The 18,142-nt window shown below is 66.2% G+C and carries 15 protein-coding genes and 1 tRNA gene; 9 read left to right on the top strand and 7 right to left on the bottom strand.

Going from position 1 to position 18,142, the window contains the following annotated elements:
• Positions 1 to 50 precede the first annotated feature (50 nt).
• The 3 genes from LI953_RS06875 (at position 51) to trpA (ending at position 3,638) form a co-directional block, all read left to right on the top strand.
• On the top strand, positions 51 to 1,529 hold the full coding sequence (locus LI953_RS06875) for an NADP-dependent isocitrate dehydrogenase (protein ID WP_227075305.1): 1,479 nt from the start codon (positions 51 to 53) through the stop codon (positions 1,527 to 1,529).
• 94 nt (positions 1,530 to 1,623) lie between these two features.
• The gene (gene trpB, locus LI953_RS06870; protein ID WP_227075304.1) at positions 1,624 to 2,841 is read left to right on the top strand and encodes a tryptophan synthase subunit beta; all 1,218 of its coding nucleotides are present in this window, start codon (positions 1,624 to 1,626) and stop codon (positions 2,839 to 2,841) included.
• Positions 2,838 to 3,638 carry a tryptophan synthase subunit alpha gene (gene trpA, locus LI953_RS06865; RefSeq protein ID WP_227075303.1) on the top strand — a complete coding sequence of 267 codons (801 nt, stop codon included), beginning with the start codon at positions 2,838 to 2,840 and terminating at the stop codon, positions 3,636 to 3,638. The genes trpB and trpA overlap by 4 nt, the downstream gene beginning before the upstream one ends.
• 51 nt (positions 3,639 to 3,689) lie before the next feature.
• Here the strand turns inward: trpA and LI953_RS06860 are convergent, their stop codons facing one another.
• Positions 3,690 to 4,160: a hypothetical protein gene (locus LI953_RS06860; protein ID WP_227075302.1), complete on the bottom strand. Its 471-nt coding sequence runs from the start codon at positions 4,158 to 4,160 to the stop codon at positions 3,690 to 3,692.
• Positions 4,161 to 4,202: 42 nt separating this feature from the next.
• A complete protein-coding gene (gene cysQ / locus LI953_RS06855) occupies positions 4,203 to 4,958 on the bottom strand; it encodes a 3'(2'),5'-bisphosphate nucleotidase CysQ (protein ID WP_227075301.1) in 756 nt (251 codons plus the stop codon).
• Between the two features lie 85 nt (positions 4,959 to 5,043).
• Here cysQ and LI953_RS06850 point away from each other — a divergent pair, with 85 nt between their 5' ends.
• Positions 5,044 to 6,540: a leucyl aminopeptidase gene (locus LI953_RS06850; RefSeq protein ID WP_227075300.1), complete on the top strand. Its 1,497-nt coding sequence runs from the start codon at positions 5,044 to 5,046 to the stop codon at positions 6,538 to 6,540.
• Between the two features lie 33 nt (positions 6,541 to 6,573).
• Here LI953_RS06850 and LI953_RS06845 read toward each other — a convergent pair whose 3' ends face one another.
• Entirely contained in the window at positions 6,574 to 6,807 is a 234-nt protein-coding gene (locus tag LI953_RS06845) for a hypothetical protein (protein ID WP_227075299.1), read from the bottom strand.
• Positions 6,808 to 7,001: 194 nt separating this feature from the next.
• Here LI953_RS06845 and LI953_RS06840 point away from each other — a divergent pair, with 194 nt between their 5' ends.
• Both LI953_RS06840 and LI953_RS06835 read left to right on the top strand, forming a co-directional pair.
• Positions 7,002 to 7,643 carry a helix-turn-helix transcriptional regulator gene (locus tag LI953_RS06840; protein WP_227075298.1) on the top strand — a complete coding sequence of 214 codons (642 nt, stop codon included), beginning with the start codon at positions 7,002 to 7,004 and terminating at the stop codon, positions 7,641 to 7,643.
• 126 nt (positions 7,644 to 7,769) lie between these two features.
• Positions 7,770 to 8,687, top strand: a complete 918-nt coding sequence (locus LI953_RS06835; RefSeq protein WP_227075297.1) for a protoglobin domain-containing protein — start codon at positions 7,770 to 7,772, stop codon at positions 8,685 to 8,687.
• 59 nt (positions 8,688 to 8,746) lie between these two features.
• Here the strand turns inward: LI953_RS06835 and LI953_RS06830 are convergent.
• Positions 8,747 to 8,821 (bottom strand) — tRNA-Val (locus tag LI953_RS06830).
• A 47-nt stretch (positions 8,822 to 8,868) separates the two neighbouring features.
• Here LI953_RS06830 and LI953_RS06825 point away from each other — a divergent pair.
• The 3 genes from LI953_RS06825 to LI953_RS06820 all read left to right on the top strand — a co-directional run bounded on the left by LI953_RS06825 (position 8,869) and on the right by LI953_RS06820 (position 11,717).
• Complete coding sequence (locus LI953_RS06825) at positions 8,869 to 10,209, top strand: chloride channel protein (protein WP_227075296.1); 1,341 nt, start codon at positions 8,869 to 8,871, stop codon at positions 10,207 to 10,209.
• A gap of 73 nt (positions 10,210 to 10,282) precedes the next feature.
• Positions 10,283 to 10,411 (top strand): hypothetical protein, encoded by a 129-nt coding sequence (locus LI953_RS15420; RefSeq protein ID WP_255643089.1) that lies wholly within the window; start codon positions 10,283 to 10,285, stop codon positions 10,409 to 10,411.
• Positions 10,412 to 10,523: 112 nt separating this feature from the next.
• On the top strand, positions 10,524 to 11,717 hold the full coding sequence (locus LI953_RS06820; RefSeq protein ID WP_227075295.1) for a rhamnan synthesis F family protein: 1,194 nt from the start codon (positions 10,524 to 10,526) through the stop codon (positions 11,715 to 11,717).
• Positions 11,718 to 11,878: 161 nt separating this feature from the next.
• Here LI953_RS06820 and LI953_RS06815 read toward each other — a convergent pair whose 3' ends face one another.
• Genes LI953_RS06815 through dnaE form a run of 3 tightly spaced genes read right to left on the bottom strand, consistent with a single transcriptional unit; the run spans position 11,879 to position 18,131 of the window.
• Entirely contained in the window at positions 11,879 to 12,490 is a 612-nt protein-coding gene (locus LI953_RS06815; RefSeq protein WP_227075294.1) for a CatB-related O-acetyltransferase, read from the bottom strand.
• 1 nt (position 12,491) lies between these two features.
• Complete coding sequence (locus LI953_RS06810) at positions 12,492 to 14,711, bottom strand: prolyl oligopeptidase family serine peptidase (RefSeq protein ID WP_227075293.1); 2,220 nt, start codon at positions 14,709 to 14,711, stop codon at positions 12,492 to 12,494.
• A gap of 9 nt (positions 14,712 to 14,720) precedes the next feature.
• Positions 14,721 to 18,131: a DNA polymerase III subunit alpha gene (gene dnaE / locus LI953_RS06805; protein ID WP_227075292.1), complete on the bottom strand. Its 3,411-nt coding sequence runs from the start codon at positions 18,129 to 18,131 to the stop codon at positions 14,721 to 14,723.
• Positions 18,132 to 18,142 lie beyond the last annotated feature (11 nt).

Raw genomic sequence — 18,142 nt, 5'->3', positions numbered from 1 at the left:
GCAACCGCGGGTTATAAGGCCGCGGTTTTAACAGAGCAGGACATCACACCATGAATGCCAGCGCCGCGCATACCCCGAAAACCAAAGTCACAGCTTTGCCGGGGGACGGCATCGGCCCCGAGGTGATGGCCGCCACCATCCGCATCCTGGACGCCGCGGGCGCGCCGATCGAGTGGGAATATGCCGAGGCTGGCGGCAAGGCGTTTGAGCGCGGCGTGGTCACCGGCGTGCCGCGCGAGACGCTGGACAGCATCGCCCGCAACAAGCTGGCGCTGAAATCGCCGCTGGAAACCCCGATCGGCTATGGCGGCAAATCCGCCAACGTCACGCTGCGCAAATATTTCGAGCTTTACGCCAATATCCGCCCGGTGCGCGAACTGCCGGGCATCCAGACCCCGTTCTCGGGCCGCGGCATCGACATGGTGATCGTGCGCGAGAACGTGGAGGACGTGTATGCCGGCATCGAGCATATGCAGACCACCACCGTCGCCCAGTGCCTGAAGCTGATGACGGCGCCGGGCTGCGAGCGCATCATCCGCGCCGCCTACGCCCTGGCCGAGGCCGAGGGGCGCAAGGGCGTAACCGTGGCGCACAAGGCGAACATCATGAAGCTCACCGAGGGCATGATGAAGCGCATGGGCGAAAAGGTGGCGCCCGAGTTCCCGAGCGTCAAGCCGGGCAACATCATCATCGATAACTGCGCGCATCAGCTGGTGATCAAGCCGGAGGCGTTCGATGTGATCGTGACCTCCAACATGAACGGCGACATCATCTCCGACCTCGCGGCGGGCCTCGTCGGCGGGCTGGGCATCGCGCCCTCCTCCAACCTCGGCGACAATGCCGCCATGTTCGAGGCCGTGCATGGCTCCGCCCCGGACATCGCGGGCAAGGGCCTCGCCAACCCGACCGCGCTGCTCAGCGCCGCCATCATGCTGCTGCGCCATATCGGCGCGTTCGACGTGGCGGCGAAGGTGGAGCAGGCGCTGTTCGTGACCCTGGCGGAGGGCCGCAACCTGACCGGCGACCTCGCCCCGCGCGGCCATGGCGTGGGCACCGACGCCTTCACCGACCAGGTGATCGCCAATCTGGGCCGCATTTCGCACATGCCCTCGCGCGACTACAAGAAGCTGGAGCTGAAGACCTGGCCGAAGCTGACCGCGCATCTGGAGCCGAACACCCGCGAGCTGGTCGGCATCGATGTGTTCATCGAGACCGGCCTCTCGTCCGAGGAGCTGGGCAAGCAGCTGGAAGAGCTGTCGCAATACAGCATGTTCACGCTCACCGGCATCGCTAATCGCGGCGTGACCGTGTACCCGGCGACCGGCGGCGAGACCTTCCTGGTCGACCATTTCTCCTGCCGCTTCATGTTCAAGACGCCTATCCCGCTGACCGGCAACACCTCCGAGGGGCAGCCCGAGATCAGCTATCTGGTGCAGCGCATCGGCGCCAAGTTCCCGTGGATGCATATCGAGAAGCTGCAGCGCTTCGACGGCAAGGACGCCTTTGAACGCCCGCAAGGCGAAGGCTAACGCCAGACACCACCCGGGACGGCCCCGCCGCCCCGGGTTTTTTCTGCCCCTCACCGGCCTTTATCCGGCGCGGCGCTTGGGCTAAAGCCGGACAATGAACACGGCACTCCCCAACACATTGCGCAACGGCCCGGATGGGCGCGGACGATTTGGCGAATTCGGCGGGCGGTTCGTCGCGGAAACGCTGATGCCGCTGATCCTGGAACTGGAAGCGGCGTATGAGGCCGCGAAGGCCGATCCGTCCTTCCAGGCCGAACTCGACTATTACCTCAAGCATTACGTGGGGCGGCCGAGCGCGATGTGGCACGCCGAGCGGCTGAGCCGCGAGCTGGGCGGCGCCAAAATCTATTTCAAGCGCGACGAGCTGAACCATACCGGCGCGCACAAGATCAATAATTGCCTGGGCCAGATCCTGCTGGCCAAGCGCATGGGCAAGACCCGCATCATCGCCGAGACCGGCGCCGGCCAGCATGGCGTGGCCACCGCTACGGTGTGCGCTTTGTTTGGCCTGCCCTGCACGGTTTACATGGGCGCGGTGGATGTGGAGCGGCAGAAGCCCAACGTGTTCCGCATGAAGCTGCTGGGCGCCGAGGTGGTGCCGGTGAGCAGCGGCGCGGCCACGCTGAAGGACGCGATGAACGACGCCATGCGCGATTGGGTGGCGAATGTGCGTGACACCTTCTACATCATCGGCACCGCCGCCGGCCCGCACCCCTACCCGGCGATGGTCCGCGATTTCCAATGCGTGATCGGCGAGGAGGCCAAGGCGCAGATGCTGGAGGCCGAGGGCCGGCTGCCGGATGTGGCGGTGGCGGCGATCGGCGGCGGCTCCAACGCGATCGGCCTGTTCCACCCGTTCCTCGACGACAAATCCGTGCGCCTGATCGGCGTGGAAGCCGCCGGCAAGGGGCTGGAGACCAGCGAGCACGCGGCCAGCCTGAGCAAGGGCCGCCCCGGCGTGCTGCATGGCAACCGCACCTATCTGCTGCAGGATGATGACGGCCAGATCCTGGAGGCGCACTCGATCTCCGCCGGGCTGGATTATCCGGGCATCGGGCCGGAGCATTCCTGGCTGCACGAGATCGGCCGCGTGGAATATGTGGCCGCGACCGATAAGGAGGCGCTGGACGCCTTCCAGCTCTGCACGCGCACCGAGGGCATCATTCCGGCGCTGGAGCCGAGCCACGCGCTCGCCCATGTCAGCAAGATCGCGCCGCAAATGGGCAAGGATGAGATCATCCTGATGAATCTCTGCGGGCGTGGGGACAAGGACATTTTCGCCGTGGCGAAGCATCTGGGGGTGGAGCTGTGAGCCGCATTGCGACCGTGTTCGCCGCGCTGAAGGCCGAAGGCCGGGCGGCGCTAATCCCCTTCGTCGAGGCCTATGACCCGAGCCGCGAAACCTCGCTGACGCTGCTGCACGGCATGGCCGCGAACGGGGCGGACATCATCGAGATCGGCATGCCCTTCACCGACCCGATGGCGGATGGCCCCACCATCCAGGCCGCCGGGCGGCGCGGGCTGCTGGCCGGGGCGACGCTGCGCGGCACGCTCGGGCTAGTCGAGGAATTCCGCCGCGAGAACAACCATACGCCGCTGGTGCTGATGGGGTATCTCAACCCGATCCTCTCCTATGGCGTGGCGGCGTTCTGCGCCGATGCGGCGCGGCTGGGGGTGGATGGGCTGATCGTGGTCGATCTGCCGACCGAGGAGGCTGACCTGCTGCTGCCCGACGCCAGCAAGAACGGGCTGGACGTGATCCGCCTGGTGGCGCCGACCACCAGCGACGCGCGCCTGCCGCTGGTGCTCGCCGGCTCCTCGGGCTTTGTTTATTACGTCAGCATTACCGGCATCACTGGTACGCGCACGGCCTCCGCCGCCGATCTGGCGCGCGACATTCCGCGCATCCGCGCCGCCACCGATCTGCCGATCGCCGTGGGGTTTGGCGTGCGCACGCCTGAGCAAGCGGCGGTGGTTGCCCAGCACGCGGATGGCGCGATCGTCGCCTCGGCGCTGATCGAGACGCTGGTGCGCGAGAATGTGGACGCCGTGCTGCGCGACGTGAAGGCGCTGGCTGAGGGTGTGCACGGGGCGCGGCAGGCGGCGTAACGCCCATAAAAAACCACCGCCCCTTAGAGTGGGGCGGTGGCTATTTGCGGCTTAGAAGCTGTGCTGCCAGGGCTGCTGGCCGTTATCGTTGCCGTTATTGCCATCATGCGGCGGCGGGGGCTGGTTATCCTGCTGCGGATGCCAGCCGCCGCCCTGTTGCTGCTGCTGCTGACGCTGCCAGCCGCCATCTTGCTGCTGCTGACGCTGCCAGTTGCCGTCCTGCGGCCGGGGCGGCGGCGGCTCGCCGCCATAACCTTGCCCCTGGTGTTGCCAACCACCCTCTTGCTGTGGCGGGGGCGGCGGGGGCTGATGATCGTGCCAGCCGCCCGGGCCGTGATCACCGTCCTCATCGTGGTGATCGCCGTCACCACCGCCAATGAACACACCGCCGCCATAAACCGGCGGCGGCGGGGCGTAATAACCGCCATCGCCATAATAACCACTACCGTAATAACCGCCTTCGTAGGTGCATCCCGCGAGGGCCAAGCCAAAAACAAAGGGAACAGCCAGGAGCTTTTTCATAGCGTTACGTTCCTCCCCCACCATGGCGGCATTACGGCGAGATTAGCGCAATCCCCAGGCAAAGAAATCAGGATTCTTCCAGCCTGGCTTGCCGTAGCGCAGGGGCTGCCCGGCGCGCGTGAGCACGGCACCGCCCGCGGCCTCCAGCACGGCCTGGGGGGCGGCGGTGTCCCACTCCATGGTGCGGCCCAGGCGGGGGTAGAAATCGGCCACGCCCTCGGCCAGGCGCAGGAATTTGAGCGCCGAGCCGATATTGGTGAGATGCGCGACCTGGTATTGCGCCAGGAATTCCGCGAGGCGGGGGTCGTCGGCATAATGGCGCGAGGCGAACACGGTCAGCCCCTCGGGCGGGGCGCGGCGGGCGGCGATGCGCGCCTCCGCCCCGGCGCGGCGGCGCCAGGCCCCCTGCCCCACCAGCCCGAAATGCACCTCGCCCAGCGCCGGCGAGGCGACCGCGCCCAGCACCGGCGCGCCCCCATCGATCAGCCCGATATTCACCGCGAACTCATCCCGCCCGGCGGCGAATTCGCGGGTGCCGTCCAGCGGGTCCACCAACCAATAACGGGCGCTCGGGGCGGTGACGCGCCCGGCGGCTACCTCCTCCTCCGCGATCACCGGGATCTCGGGCGCGGCCGCGCGCAGCCCGGCCACGATCAGCGCTTCGGCGCGGGTGTCGGCCACCGTCACCGGCGTCGCATCGGCCTTGGCATCCACGGCGAAGCCCGCCGCCCGCACCGCCATGATCACGGCGGCCGCTTCTTCCACCAGCCGCACGGCCAGATTCATCAATTCGCGCATGGCTCACCTGTAGCCCCGCCCCCGGCTCTGGCCAAGCCGCGCCGGTTTGTTATGGTCGGCGCAGATCACCACAGAGGGACACGCAATGCTGGAAATCTCGTTCGCGAAGCCGGAACTGCCGAAATCGGGCGTGCTGGTGCTGCCGCTGGCCGAGGGCGCGGCCCCCGCCGGCCATGCCGCGGCGCTGGACAAGGCGCTGGATGGCGGGCTGGCGCGCGCGCTGGAGGCGGCGGAGTTCAAGGGCAAAAAGGGCAGCCAGGCGGCGCTGCTCGCGCCCAAGGGCTATAAGCGCGTGCTGGTGCTGGGCACCGGCAAGCCGGGCGCGGCGCGCATGGCCGAGGCGCTGGGCGGGGCGATCGCCGCGGCGCTGACGCGCGAGAGCGAGGCGGCGGTGCTGGCCGAGGATTTCACGCCGGACCAGGCGGCGCAGATCGGCTTCGGCGCCCGGCTGCGCGCGTACCGGTTCGACAAATACCGCACCACGCAGAAGGAAGACGAAAAGCTCAAGCTGCGCCATCTCACCATCCTCACCCCCGAGCCGCGCAAGGCCGAAGCCGCGTATAAGCAGCTCGCCGCCGTGGCGCAGGGCGTGGAGCTGACCCGCGATCTGGTGAGCGAACCGGCCAACACGCTGTATCCGGCGGAATTCGCCGAGCGCATCGAGGAACTGAAGAAGCTGGGCCTGAAGGTGGAGGTGTTCGACGAGGACGAGCTGAAGAAGCTCGGCTTCGGCTCCATGCTGGCCGTGGCCCAGGGCAGCGCCCGCCCGGCGCGCATGGCGGTGCTGCAATGGCTCGGCGCCCCTGGCCATGAGGACAGCAAGAAGACACGCAAGCCCAAGGAGCCGCTGGTGTTCGTCGGCAAGGGCGTGACCTTCGACACGGGCGGTATCTCGCTGAAGCCCGCCGCGGGGATGGAGGACATGAAATGGGACATGGCCGGGGCGGGCGCCGTGGTCGGGCTGATGGCCGCGCTGGCCGCGCGCAAGGCGAAGCTGGACGTGGTCGGGCTGGTCGGGCTGGTGGAGAATATGCCCTCGGGCAGCGCCACCCGGCCGGGCGATGTGGTGAAGAGCTATTCCGGCCAAACCATCGAGATCATCAACACCGACGCCGAGGGGCGGCTGGTGCTGGCGGATGTGCTGCATTACGCGCAGTCGCGCTTCGCGCCCAAGGCGATGATCGACCTCGCCACGCTGACCGGGGCGATCATCGTCGGGCTCGGGCATGAATATGCCGGGCTGTTCAGTAATGACGACGATCTGGCCGCCAAGCTGGCCGCCGCCGGGGCGGCGGTGGACGAGAAGCTCTGGCGCATGCCGCTGGCCGCCCCCGGCGAGAGCTACGACAAGGAGCTGGCCTCGGCGATCGCGGATGTGAAGAATGTCGGCGGCGGGCGCGCGGGCGGCTCGATCACCGCCGCGCAATTCCTGCAACGCTTCGTCAATGGCAAACCCTGGGCGCATCTGGATATCGCGGGCATGGCCTGGGCCAGCAAGGACTCCGCCGTGGCCCCGAAGGGCGCCACCGGCTTCGGCGTGCGCCTGCTCGACCGCTTCGTGCACGACAATTTCGAGGCCTGAGCGCCCACCGGGCAGGCCCGCGCGGCCTGCCCCCTACGCCAAGGGTACCAGGGCGATCCGCCGCCCCTGCCCGGCGACGCTGACGATGCGCCCGCCGTCGCTGCCGGTAAGCATCACCATATCGCCCTCGCACAACAAATCCGCCGCATCGGCGAAATAACCCGCCTCGGCCGTGCGGCTGAAATTGTCATTCCCGGCCTTGTAATGCCACAGCGTGAAGCCGTTGGCATAAGCAAGCACCGAGAGGTTACGCAGCGAGAAGGCCATGCAGTCTTTCCTTTTCAGAAAACTTAAGGTTGTGTTAATGCGAGGCTTATATTCCTATAGCCGGAACGAAACAAGAACTTTTTGCCCGCCAATCCCATTTTTCGGGTAAAATTTCGGACAAGATTCCTATTTCGCCTTTAACGCCTTAACCAAACCCGTTAAGGGTTTGAGCTTACGGCATTGGCGGCAAAGGCATGCGGCACGACGATATCTGGCGCGCGATCGATACGCTGGCGGCGGAGCATGGGCTCTCGCCTTCGGGCCTCGCGCGCAAGGCCGGGCTGGACCCGACCAGCTTCAACCTCTCCAAGCGGCGCACCGCCGACGGCAAGCTGCGCTGGCCCTCGACCGAGAGCCTGGCCAAGATCCTGGCCGCCACCGGGGCGCGGCTGGAGGAATTCACCGCCCTGGTGAGCGGCGCCCGCGCGGTGCCCGAAACCCGGCGCGGACGCAGCACGATTCCACTGATCGGCATGGCCCAGGCCGGGGCGGAAGGATTCTTCGACGATGGCGGCTATCCCGCCGGGGCGGGATGGGATCAGGTGGACATGCCCGCCACCAGCGACGCCAACGCCTATGCGCTGACAATCAGCGGCGACTCGATGGAACCAGCGTATCGCGAGGGCGACACCATCATCGTCTCCCCCGCCGCCCCGGTTCGCGCGGGAGACCGCGTGGTCGCCCGCACTGCCGATGGCGCGGTGATGGCCAAGCAGCTGATCCGCCGCACCGCCACGCGCGTCCAACTCGCGAGTCTCAACCCCGCTCATCCCGAGTTGCGCTTCAGCGCGGCCGAAATTCTGTGGATGCACCGAATCATCTGGGCCAGCCAGTAACCAATAAGTGTTAGGCGCGGCAGCGGAATAATTATTGCGGGTTCAGCCGGATGAACGTATATTAAAAATTCGTTAATGCAAAAATAGTCCGGAAACAGGACCTAATCTAATTTTTTAGAGGGTGCGATGCTACGTGACGTCCGGGTCTGCGACGTTTTGGAAGCCTTGGTCGGCAACACCCCGCATGTGGATGGCGCGGCGGTGCTCTGCACCGACGGCCGGGTGATCGCCGCGCAACTGCCGACAGGGTGTGACGAGACGCAGATCAGCGCCACCGTCGCCGCCATGATGCCGCCCGCGACGGCGCTCTCTGCCGGATTTGGCCGTGGACGGCTGGAGCAAATGCTGCTCACCGGCGAGGCGGGCCACATGCTGCTGCGCGAGGCCGGACCGGAGGCGGTGTTGTGCGCGCTCGGCAGCCCGGCGGTAAAGCTGGGCACGTTGCTGCTCGCCACCGCCAATGCCGCCGCCAGCATCGCCAGCCGTTTTGAGGACGTGCCGGTGGAGCCCGCCCCCGTCACCGCCGCCGAACAGGCCGACCGGATGGTGAAGATGCTGCACAACGCGGCCGGCTTCACCCGCGCCGACCAGGAGCTGCTGACCCGGCTCTGGCCGGATGTGCGCGCCGCCCTGCCCGGGCTGACCGAGAGGTTTTATGCCGTGCTCAAGGCCGAGCCGCATATGGCGGCGCTAATCGCCGGGCGGGAGGCGCGGCTGCGGCAGATGCATGCCGAATGGCTGGAGAGCCTGTTCGCGGGCGAATACGGCCAGGATTTTTTCCGCCGCCAGGAGGAAATCGCCGAGGATTATGTCTGCGCCGGCATCCGGCCAGTGTATTTCGCCGCCAACATGGCCTTCCTGCGCACGGTGTTTCCGCCGACTCTGCGCGCGTGCGTGCCGGATCTGCGCGATGCCGAGGCGGCCAGCGCGGCGCTGCTGCGCCTGCTCACCTTCTGCCAACAGATCATCGACGCGAAATACGCCCAAGCCTTTATAAGGCCGGACGAAGCGGCCAGCTCTGACCCGAGCCCAGCGCAGGGCTGAGTCCGGGCTGCGGTATTGCCCGAGGAAAATTCAGCAAGTTTCTGATTTTCTGGTGGATATGGTGGGCGCTACAGGGATTGAACCTGTGACCCCCACCATGTCAAGGTGATGCTCTACCGCTGAGCTAAGCGCCCATATCCACGTGGGCTTACTAGCGGCGATGAGACAAAGAGGCAAGGGCTTGGCTGAGAAAGAAAAGCGATGGCGGCGCCGTTTGTGGCGGGCGTGGCGCCAATGGTCGCGCCGGTTGGCGTTTTGGCTGGGGGCGCTCGTGGTGGGCGGGGTCAGCATCGTGTTCGCCCAGATGGCCAACTGGGCGCAGGCGGTGTTTGGCGCGGCCAGCCATGCCTATTGGGCGCTGCCGGCGCTGCTCACCCCGGCGGGCTTCGTGTTCTGCGCCTGGGCGGCGCGGGAATTCTTCCCCGGCTCGCAGGGCAGCGGCATCCCGCAGGCGATCGCGGCACGCCAGCTGCCGCGCGGGCAGGCGCTGCAACGGCTGCTGTCGCTGCGCATCGGCTTCGGCAAGATCGGGCTGACCGTGATCGGGCTGCTCTGCGGCGCCTCGGTGGGGCGCGAGGGGCCGACCGTGCAGGTGGGCGCGGCGCTGATGCTGCAAGTGGCGCGCATCGAGTCGCTGGCCAATGAAGGCGGGCTGATCCTGGCCGGGTCGGCCGCGGGCATCGCCGCCGCGTTTAACGCGCCGCTCGCGGGCATCGTCTTCGCCATCGAGGAGATGAGCCGCTCCTTTGAGGTGCGCACCAATGGCCTGGTGCTGACCACGGTGATCATCTCCGGCCTCGTCTCGCTCGGCCTGGCCGGGAATTACACCTATTTCGGCATCACCCATGCCGCGGTCACGCAGCCGCGCGACTGGCTGCTCACCATCGGCTGCGGCGCGCTGGGCGGGCTGGCCGGGGGCGCGTTTTCGCGGCTGATGCTGGAGGGCGGGCGGCTGGCTAGTGGCTGGATCGCGGCGCATGAGGCGCGGCGGCGCTATTTGTTTCCGCTGGGCTGCGGCATCGCCGTGGCGCTGCTCGGGCTGGCCACGCACGGCGCCACCTTCGGCACCGGCTACGGCGTGGCCCGCGCCGCCGTGGAGGGGCACGCCCCGCCCTGGTATTTCTGGCTGGCCAAGCTGGCGGCGACGCTGATCACCGCCATCTCCGGCCTGCCGGGCGGGATTTTCGCGCCGTCGCTGGCGGTGGGCGCGGGTTTGGGCGCTTGGCTGGGCGGCGCCAGCGGCGCCAGCCTGGGCGCGGTGCTCGGCATGGCCGGGTATTTCGCCGGGGTGGTGCAGGCGCCGATGACCGCCTTCGTCATCATTCTGGAGATGACCGGCAACGACGCCAATGTGATCCCGCTGATGCTGGCGGCGATGATCGGGCTCGGCGCCTCGCGGTTGGTCTCGCGCGAGCCGCTCTATCACGCGCTCTCGCGGAATTTTCTCAGGGCTTCGGCTGATAGCGCGGATCGCCCTCCTGCCGACAGCGCTGAACAACCTACTCATAGGACCACAAAATAAATCATTTTTATTTGTGTGGCCTATGCCTGAACAGGTATTGTAAACGCTGCTTAGGACGTGCGGGGGCGAATGATTGCGGCAGACCAAATGGTCATGGCTTGGCTCGCTGCGCCTGGATGCGGTCTATGCCAAGCGCTCGGAGGGCGGCGTTGATGCCGCCTTCCTCGCATCTGCTGCCGCGCGAGCTTGTCTCGGCTTTTGAAAACGGTGCAACTTGGCAGCGCTAGATACAATGACGCCTCGATCCATTGACAAACGAGCACAGCCATACACACAGACCACAGTCAACTAACCAATGCCGAAAGTATCCCCCGATGCGCCAAAGCACCTACATCCTGCATCCAGGAGATTCAGCTAAGGCGCGCGGGTATCTGCAAATCCAGATCGAGGAAGCGGGGCTCCAGCCACGCACCTGTCTACTCCCCGTGGACAGAGGCTTCAGTTTTTTCGTGACCACCGGGCGAGAGGTGAAGCTCACATTCACCCAGGATCAGGCCGTGCTAAAACCCGCGGGCTGGGCCACGGCTGCTCTTGCGCGGCTGCCCTGGTACTTAAAGAAACCTCTGCGTCACGGCGTGCTTAATTTTGGTAATGTCACAATTTTTCCAGCTGGAGGAAAGCAGCAGTACAAAACCTATTGCAGGCATGTGATCCACGCCCGCAACTTCCGCATACCGCCCGACGGACAAATTATGCGCGATCACCCGGAGTTGATCACCGGATGGCCGCTGGCTCCGGCGGTTGAAACTCCAAAAGTTGTGGGCGGTCCGCGCATCGCCGTGGCACTGCATCTGTATTACACCGACCTATGGCCGGAAATTGAAACCCTGCTTGGGCGCTGGCAGCTTCCTTTCACGTTGTTCCTAACCCTGACACAGGAAGACCAAGAGCTGGCGAGGCGCGTGAACGCTGCTTTCCCCGGCAGCATAATCCGCATTGTCGAGAATTCCGGCCGCGATGTGCGGCCATTCCTGTTGCTGCTCGAGGATGGCGCCTTCAACGGGTTCGATTTTGTCTGCAAAATTCACGGCAAGAAATCCCTCGGCCATGGCCGTTTGCCAATTTTTGGCGACATCTTCCGCCGCGCAACATTTTTGGACCTGATCGCCACAAACGAGAAAGTCCAAAGCATCATCAATATTTTTCAGCGCGACCCACAAATTGGCATCGTTGGCCCGGGCCGTTACCGCATAGCGTCCACACACTTGGAGCCGCGCGATGTGTTCGGCAACAACCGCGCGGCCGTAGAGGCAATCGCCACGCGGATGGGCCGTCCAATCCAAGATGGTGATTTTGATTTTTTTGCGGGCACTATGTTCTGGGTGCGGCCAGCCGCCCTTGCCCCCTTGAAAGATTTGGGTCTCTCGGCAGAATTTGACCCCGCACAATCAGGTTACTTGGATGGCGCAGTAGAGCATGCCCTGGAACGGCTCTTCACTCACACCGCCCGTGTGGCGGGCTTTCGCGCTCAGCAAGTAAGCGACGAAAACCATTACGACCAGGCATAACAGCCCTCGCCGTAAGAGCGCGCCAAGTTTATGCCGTTAGGTTGAGCGTCCCAAACCCACCTTTCATCGCTGTGAGCCAGGCTCTCCCACACTATGCTGCATACGGGGTTCCGCGCGCCTCCAATCTTGGCCTGCATCAGTTCGCGGCGGTTCTTGCGCCGTTACCCGTCAATCTCGGCGCGGCGGGCCCGCACAGCGCGGATAAGCGCCTCAATGTCGGTGGACATGATGAGAGGCAAAAGCTCATCAATGGCAGCGTCTGGCAAATCCCACCAGCGCACCTCTTCAAGGTCTGCGATCAAAGCGGGGGAAAACCGAAAGCGGATGAGCCGGGCGGGTACACCGGCGACGACCGCATAGGCTGGCACGTCTTTGGTCACCACACTCTTGGCACCGATGACGGCGCCATTGCCGATGGTAATGCCTGGCGTGATAAGGGCATCAGTGCCGATCCACACATCATTGCCTATGACAATATCGCCCTTGCCGACATGGTCGTCGCACAACGCCGCTGCGGACTGCCAGCGATGCCGGAGCGCGGTGAAGGGATAAGTTGTCACGAGATCGGTCCGGTGATTTTGGAACACAATCTTGACACCCACGGCAATAGACGTGAAGCGTCCGATTTTCAGTTTAGTTTCTGGGGCGGCGTCGATAAGTTCGGGGACACCATAGCTATGGTCGCCGATTTCCCAGCCTTGTGTAGCGGCATGGGCTTTGAAGCGTGCATGCGCATCAACCTTGATTTTTCGCTTTCCAAACAACCATCGCAACTCAACCGTCCTCCGCCAATGCCGATGTAGCGTGCGGCTGGTAACGCGGATCGCCCGTCCGCCACAGCACAAACGCCATGATGTCCGCGGTCTCCTGATCGCGCTGGTCGCGGGTGGCGCCGATGCCGTGCCCGGCATCGGCCTCGACCCTGAGCAGCACCGGATTGCCCGAGGCCGTGGCCGCCTGTAGCCGCGCCGCCATCTTCGAGGGCTCCCAGGGCGCCACGCGCGGGTCGTTGAGCCCGGTGGTGAGCAGCACGGCTGGGTATTTCACCCCGTCATGCACATGTTGATAGGCGTCCATCGCCAGCAGATCGTGAAAGCCCTGCTCGGTCTTCACAGAGCCGAATTCGGGGATGTTGGGCGGGCCGTTGGGCGAGAACTCGCTGCGCAGCGCATCGGAGACGCCGACCATGTCGATCACCACCGCGACCAGATCGGGCCGCTCGGTGAGCAGCCGCCCAACCGTGATGCCGCCCGCCGAGCCGCCGATCACCGCCGCGCGCCGGTGCGAGGTATAGCCCGCCTCGATGAGGTGCTGCATGCAATCCTCGGCATCCTGCCAGGTGTGATATTTGGTCGCCTTCTGGCCGGCCAGATGCCACTCCTCGCCCAACTCGCCGCCGCCGCGCACATGCGCCACCGCGAACACCCCGCCCGCATCGAGAAAGGGCAGCCAGCGCCCCATGAATACCGGGTCCAGCGTGATGCCGTAGGCGCCATAGGCCTCCATCAGCAGCGGCGCGGAGCCGTCATGCGCCAGCCCCTTGCGGTAAATCAGCGAGAGCGGCACGCGCACGCCATCGCGCGCGGTGGCGAACATCTCCTCCGACATATAAGGCGAGACGTCGATGGCGGGTGGCGCGGCGATGTCGGTCTGGGTCACGCTGCCATCCGGGGTGGCGTGGCAGATCACCTGCGGGTGGACCCAGGATTCCAGGCTGAACCAAGCGCCGTCATGCAGCGTGTCGGCATAGAAGCTGTCATCGTCGATGGCACCGGAGAAGGGCAGCGCGATGCGCGTGATCGCGCCATCCGGCCCCAGACGCCGCAGCCCGGCCAGCCCGGACTCCAGCTCATGGATGTAGAGCCCGTCGCGCGCGGCCTCGATGGCGCGCAGCACCGCCGGGCTTTGCGGCACGACCTCGGCGGCATGGGCGATCTGCGGCGCCTGGGCCGTGACCTTCAGCACCCGGTAATGCGAGGCGTGTTTGTGGCTGAGCAGGAAGATCTCGTCGCCGCGCAGGGCGTAATCGGTGACATCATCCTCCGGTCCGCAGATTTTCACCCAGGCCGGGTGCCCGGCCAGCACAGCGTCGAGCCGCGCCGCGTAGAGCGTCAGCTCGTTCTGCACGCCGGTTTCCAGCGTGCCGATGGCAAGGCCGGAGCCGGGCGCCACGGTGACGCCCGGCGCGTCGATGTCACGCACCGGCACAGCCGCCGCCAGGCCGTGGCCGAAGATCTTCACATCCTGGGCCGGGTCGGTGTTCAGCCGGTGCAGCCAGCACAGGCTGTTCTTCTCGTAATCCAGGCTGTCGGGGGGCACATCCTGCAGCCGGTTGTAGAAGAAGCCGGAGCCATCGGGCAGCCAGCTCGGGCTGGCCCAGTTGGTGCGGTCGATGCTCTCGGGCAGCAGCGTGGCGGTGGCGATGGCCAGGATATGCAGCACCGAGCGCTCGGAACCGCCGGTGGAGATGCCGAACACCACATGCGCGCCCTCGGGCGAGGCGGCCCACCAATCCAGCGCCGCATGCGCGCCGGGCGGGGCGAAGCTGTCAGGGTCGATCAGCAGCGTCTCGGTCGCCGCCTCGGTGGGGCGCAGGAATAGCTTGGTGGTGTTGGCGCCGGGTGGGCGGCGCTCGATGAACAAGGCTTGGCCGGCGCTCTGCACCGAAACCACCGCAGCCGTGGCGGCGGAGTTTTTGCTGATCGCCGCGGCGAGGGCGTCGCGCCCTGGAATCGCGCCCAGCACCTTGGCGGCATAGGCGCCCTGGGCGCGCATATAGGCCTGCCACTCCGGCCCCTCGGCCTCCATCCAGCGGTAGCGATCGGTGATCTTGTGGCCCCAGAGCGTCTCTGTCACCGGGCGCACCGGCGCCACGGGCGGGCCGCCAGCCGGGGTGTAAGCCACCGGATTCACATAATCTTCCGCCGCCCAGGCCGGGGCCGCCAGGGCCAGGCTGGCGGTGGTGGCGAGAAACCGGCGGCGCGATACCCTCATGCGATCCCCTTATACGTCTTCGACGAGTTCAACCCCGGGCACCAGCTTCATCGCCTGCGCCAGCCGGGGCGAGACATTGAAGCCTCCAGGCAGGCGGATATCGAGCCGCTGCTCCACCCCGGTTTTGGGCGCGAGCACCACGCGGCCCTTGCCCCGCCCTTCCCGCTCCAGCAGCGATTTGATCGGCCCCAGCGCCTCGGTGCGGTCGAGCCAGATTTTCATGCCCGCCCCGGCCTCGGCGGCGGCCTTGTCGAGCAGGCTGACATCGCTGGCGGTGATGCGCAGCGATTCGCCCTCCATCTTCACATCGGCGGTGACCAGCAGGGCGGCGCCGTCTTCCAGCAACTCGCGCGAGCGGTTGAGCACCTCGGAGAACAGCGTGACCTCGAAACTGCCCTGCATGTCGGAGAGTGTCGCCCACATCATGCGGCTGCCGGTGCGGGTGATGCGTTCCTTCTTGGCGCCGAGCGTGCCGGCGAGCTTGATGCGGCAGGCCCCGGCCTCGGCCCGGCGCTGGATCGCGCCCGAGGGCACCACATCGAGCCGCTTGAGCGCCTGGGCATACATGTCCAGCGGATGCGCGGAGACGTGGAAGCCGATCGCCTCCGCCTCATTGGCCAGGCGTTCCAATTCCGGCCAGTCGGGCATCTCGGGCAGGCGGATCGGCTCCGGCTCGCCGCCGCCAAACAGCCCGATCTGGCCGGAGGAGCGTTCCTCGGCCCCGGCATGGGCGGCGCGCATGATCGTCTCCGCCGCCGCGAAAACGCGCGCGCGATTGCGCTCCAACATGTCGAACGCCCCCGCCTTGGCCAGGATCTCGATTTGCGCGCGGGTCAGCGTCTTGGCGTCGATGCGGCTGGAGAAATCGGAAAGATCGCGGAACGGCCTGTCACCGCGCGCCCTCGCCAGCTCTTCCATGGCGCCAACGCCGACGCGCTTGATCGCGCCCAGCGCGTAGCGGATGCCGTAGCCGCCATCCTCCAACATTTCGGGCATGAAATCGGCGCCGGATTTGTTCACATCCGGCGGCAGCACCTTGATGCCCGAGCGCATCGCGTCGCCGCGCAGCACGGCCAGCTTGTCGGTGTTGGTGATGGCCAGCGACATGCAGGCGGCGAGGAAGGCGACGGGATGATTGGCGCGCAGATAGGCGGTCTGGTAGGAGACCAGCGCATAGGCCGCGGCGTGTGATTTGTTGAAGCCGTAATCGGCGAACTTCGCCATCAGGTCGAATATCTCGTTGGCCTTCTGCGCGGTGAAGCCCTGCTTGGCCGCGCCCTCGCAGAAGATCTCGCGCTGCTTGTCCATCTCCGCGCGGATTTTCTTGCCCATGGCGCGGCGTAGCAAATCGGCCCCGGCGAGGGTGTAGCCCGCCATCACCTGGGCGATCTGCATCACCTGTTCCTGATACACGATGATGCCGTAGGTTTCGGCCAGGATGTGGTGAATGGCCGGGTCCGGGGCTTCCCACGGCTCGCCGCGCTTGCGCGCGCAGTAATCGGGGATGTTGGCCATCGGGCCGGGGCGGTTGAGCGCCTGGATGGCGACGAGATCCTCGAAGCGGTCCGGGCGCATCTGCTGCAAGGCGGCGCGGTAGCCCGCGGTTTCAAAGGTGAACACGCCCGCAGTGTCGCCGCGCCCGATCATCTCGTAAGTCTTCTTGTCGTCGAGCGGGATTTTCGAGATGTCGAGATCCACGCCCTGCTGGCGCAGGAAGCTCAGCGCACGGTCGATGATGGTGAGCGTGGTCAGGCCGAGGAAGTCGAACTTCACCAGCCCCGCCTGTTCCACGTATTTCATGGAATATTGCGTGACCAACAGATCGGAGCGCGGGTCTTTATACAGCGGCACCAGCTCGACGAGCGGGCGGTCGCCGATCACCACGCCCGCGGCATGGGTGGAGGCGTGGCGGTACAGACCCTCGATCTGCATCGCGATTTCCATCAGCCGGGCCAGGCCCTCATCGGAATCGCGCAGCTCGCGCAGCTTGATCTCGCCGTCGATAGCCTCGCGCAACGTCACCGGCTTGGCCGGGTTGTTGGGGATCAGCTCGGCCACCTTGTTCACCTGGCCATAGGGCAGGCCGAGCACGCGGCCGACATCGCGCACCGCCGCGCGGGCCTGGAGCTTACCGAAGGTGATGATCTGCGCCACGCGCTCGGCGCCGTATTCGCGCGTCACGTAGCTGATCACCTCGTCGCGCCGCTCCTGGCAGAAATCGATGTCGAAATCCGGCATCGAGACGCGCTCGGGGTTGAGGAAGCGCTCGAACAGCAAGGCGTAGCGCAGCGGGTTGAGGTCGGTGATGCGTAGCGCCCAGGCGACCAACGAGCCCGCGCCCGAGCCGCGCCCCGGCCCCACCGGAATGCGGTGATCCTTGGCCCATTGGATGAAGTCCGACACGATCAGGAAGTAGCCGGGAAAGCCCATCTGGATGATGATGCCCAGCTCGAATTCCAGGCGCTCCCAATATTCCTTCTCGGCCTCGCCGGAGATGCCCTCGAAGGCGAGGCGCGCGCGCAGCCCTTCCTCGGCCATGGCGCGCAGCGTTTCTGTTTCGGTCGCGCCGTCGCGCACTTTCGGGCAGGTGGGCAGCAGCGGCTTGCGGCTTTGCGCCATCACCGCGCAGCTTTGGGCGATGGCGAGGGTATTGTCGCAGGCATCGGGCAGATCGGCGAAGAGTTCGCGCATCAGCCGGGCGGGCTTGAACCAATGCTCGGGGGTAACACGGCGGCGGTCCTTCTCGGCCAGCACGCGCCCCTCGGCGATGCAGAGCAGCGCGTCATGCGCCTCATACATCTCGGGCTTGGCGAAGAAGCACTCATTGGTGGCGACGATGGGCAGCGCGAACCGCTCGGCCAGTTGCAGGAAGCCCGGCTCTACCGCCGCCTCCAGCGCCTCGCCATGGCGCTGCAACTCCACCGCGATGCGCCCGGCGAAGGCCTCGGCCAGCACGGCGAGATAGGAGGCGGCCTCCTCCATCTGCCCCTCGGCCAGCAGCCGCCCGATGGGCCCCTGCACGCCGCCGGTGAGCAGGAACAGCCCCTCGGCATGGGCGAGCAGCGCCTCGCGGCTGATCTGCGGCTTCACCCCATCGCCATCGAGGAAGCTGACCGAGCTCAGGCGTTGCAGATTGGCGTAGCCCGCCTCGTTCTGCGCCAGCAGCACGACATGGTCGGGCGGCAGGTTGTGCCCCTCGCGCTTCAGCCCGAGCTGGCAGCCGATGATGGGCTGCACCCCGGCGCCGGTGCAGTATTGAGAGAATTCCAGCGCGCCGAACATGTTGGAGGTGTCGGCGATCGCCACCGCCGGCATCGCGTCATCCCTGGCCAGCGCGGCGATCTTGTCCGGCTTGATCGCGCCCTCGGACAGCGAGAAGGCGGAGTGGACGCGAAGATGCACGAAATCGGCGTGTGGCATGGCGACTCCCG

This window comes from Acidocella sp. KAb 2-4 (assembly GCF_020567705.1).
Taxonomy (GTDB): Bacteria; Pseudomonadota; Alphaproteobacteria; order Acetobacterales; family Acetobacteraceae; genus Acidocella.
The sequence above is the reverse complement of the archived record's forward strand: the minus strand, read 5'-3'. Positions and strand labels throughout refer to the sequence as shown.

Excerpts from the sequence above, each read along its gene's own strand:
- LI953_RS06875 (WP_227075305.1), top strand. The coding sequence starts at position 51 with ATGAATGCCAGCGCCGCGCATACCCCGAAAACCAAAGTCACAGCTTTG.
- trpB (WP_227075304.1), top strand. The coding sequence starts at position 1,624 with ATGAACACGGCACTCCCCAACACATTGCGCAACGGCCCGGATGGGCGC.
- LI953_RS06860 (WP_227075302.1), bottom strand. The coding sequence starts at position 4,160 with ATGAAAAAGCTCCTGGCTGTTCCCTTTGTTTTTGGCTTGGCCCTCGCG.
- cysQ (WP_227075301.1), bottom strand. The coding sequence starts at position 4,958 with ATGCGCGAATTGATGAATCTGGCCGTGCGGCTGGTGGAAGAAGCGGCC.
- LI953_RS06850 (WP_227075300.1), top strand. The coding sequence starts at position 5,044 with ATGCTGGAAATCTCGTTCGCGAAGCCGGAACTGCCGAAATCGGGCGTG.
- LI953_RS06845 (WP_227075299.1), bottom strand. The coding sequence starts at position 6,807 with ATGGCCTTCTCGCTGCGTAACCTCTCGGTGCTTGCTTATGCCAACGGC.
- LI953_RS06840 (WP_227075298.1), top strand. The coding sequence starts at position 7,002 with ATGCGGCACGACGATATCTGGCGCGCGATCGATACGCTGGCGGCGGAG.
- LI953_RS06835 (WP_227075297.1), top strand. The coding sequence starts at position 7,770 with ATGCTACGTGACGTCCGGGTCTGCGACGTTTTGGAAGCCTTGGTCGGC.
- LI953_RS06820 (WP_227075295.1), top strand. The coding sequence starts at position 10,524 with ATGCGCCAAAGCACCTACATCCTGCATCCAGGAGATTCAGCTAAGGCG.
- LI953_RS06810 (WP_227075293.1), bottom strand. The coding sequence starts at position 14,711 with ATGAGGGTATCGCGCCGCCGGTTTCTCGCCACCACCGCCAGCCTGGCC.
- dnaE (WP_227075292.1), bottom strand. The coding sequence starts at position 18,131 with ATGCCACACGCCGATTTCGTGCATCTTCGCGTCCACTCCGCCTTCTCG.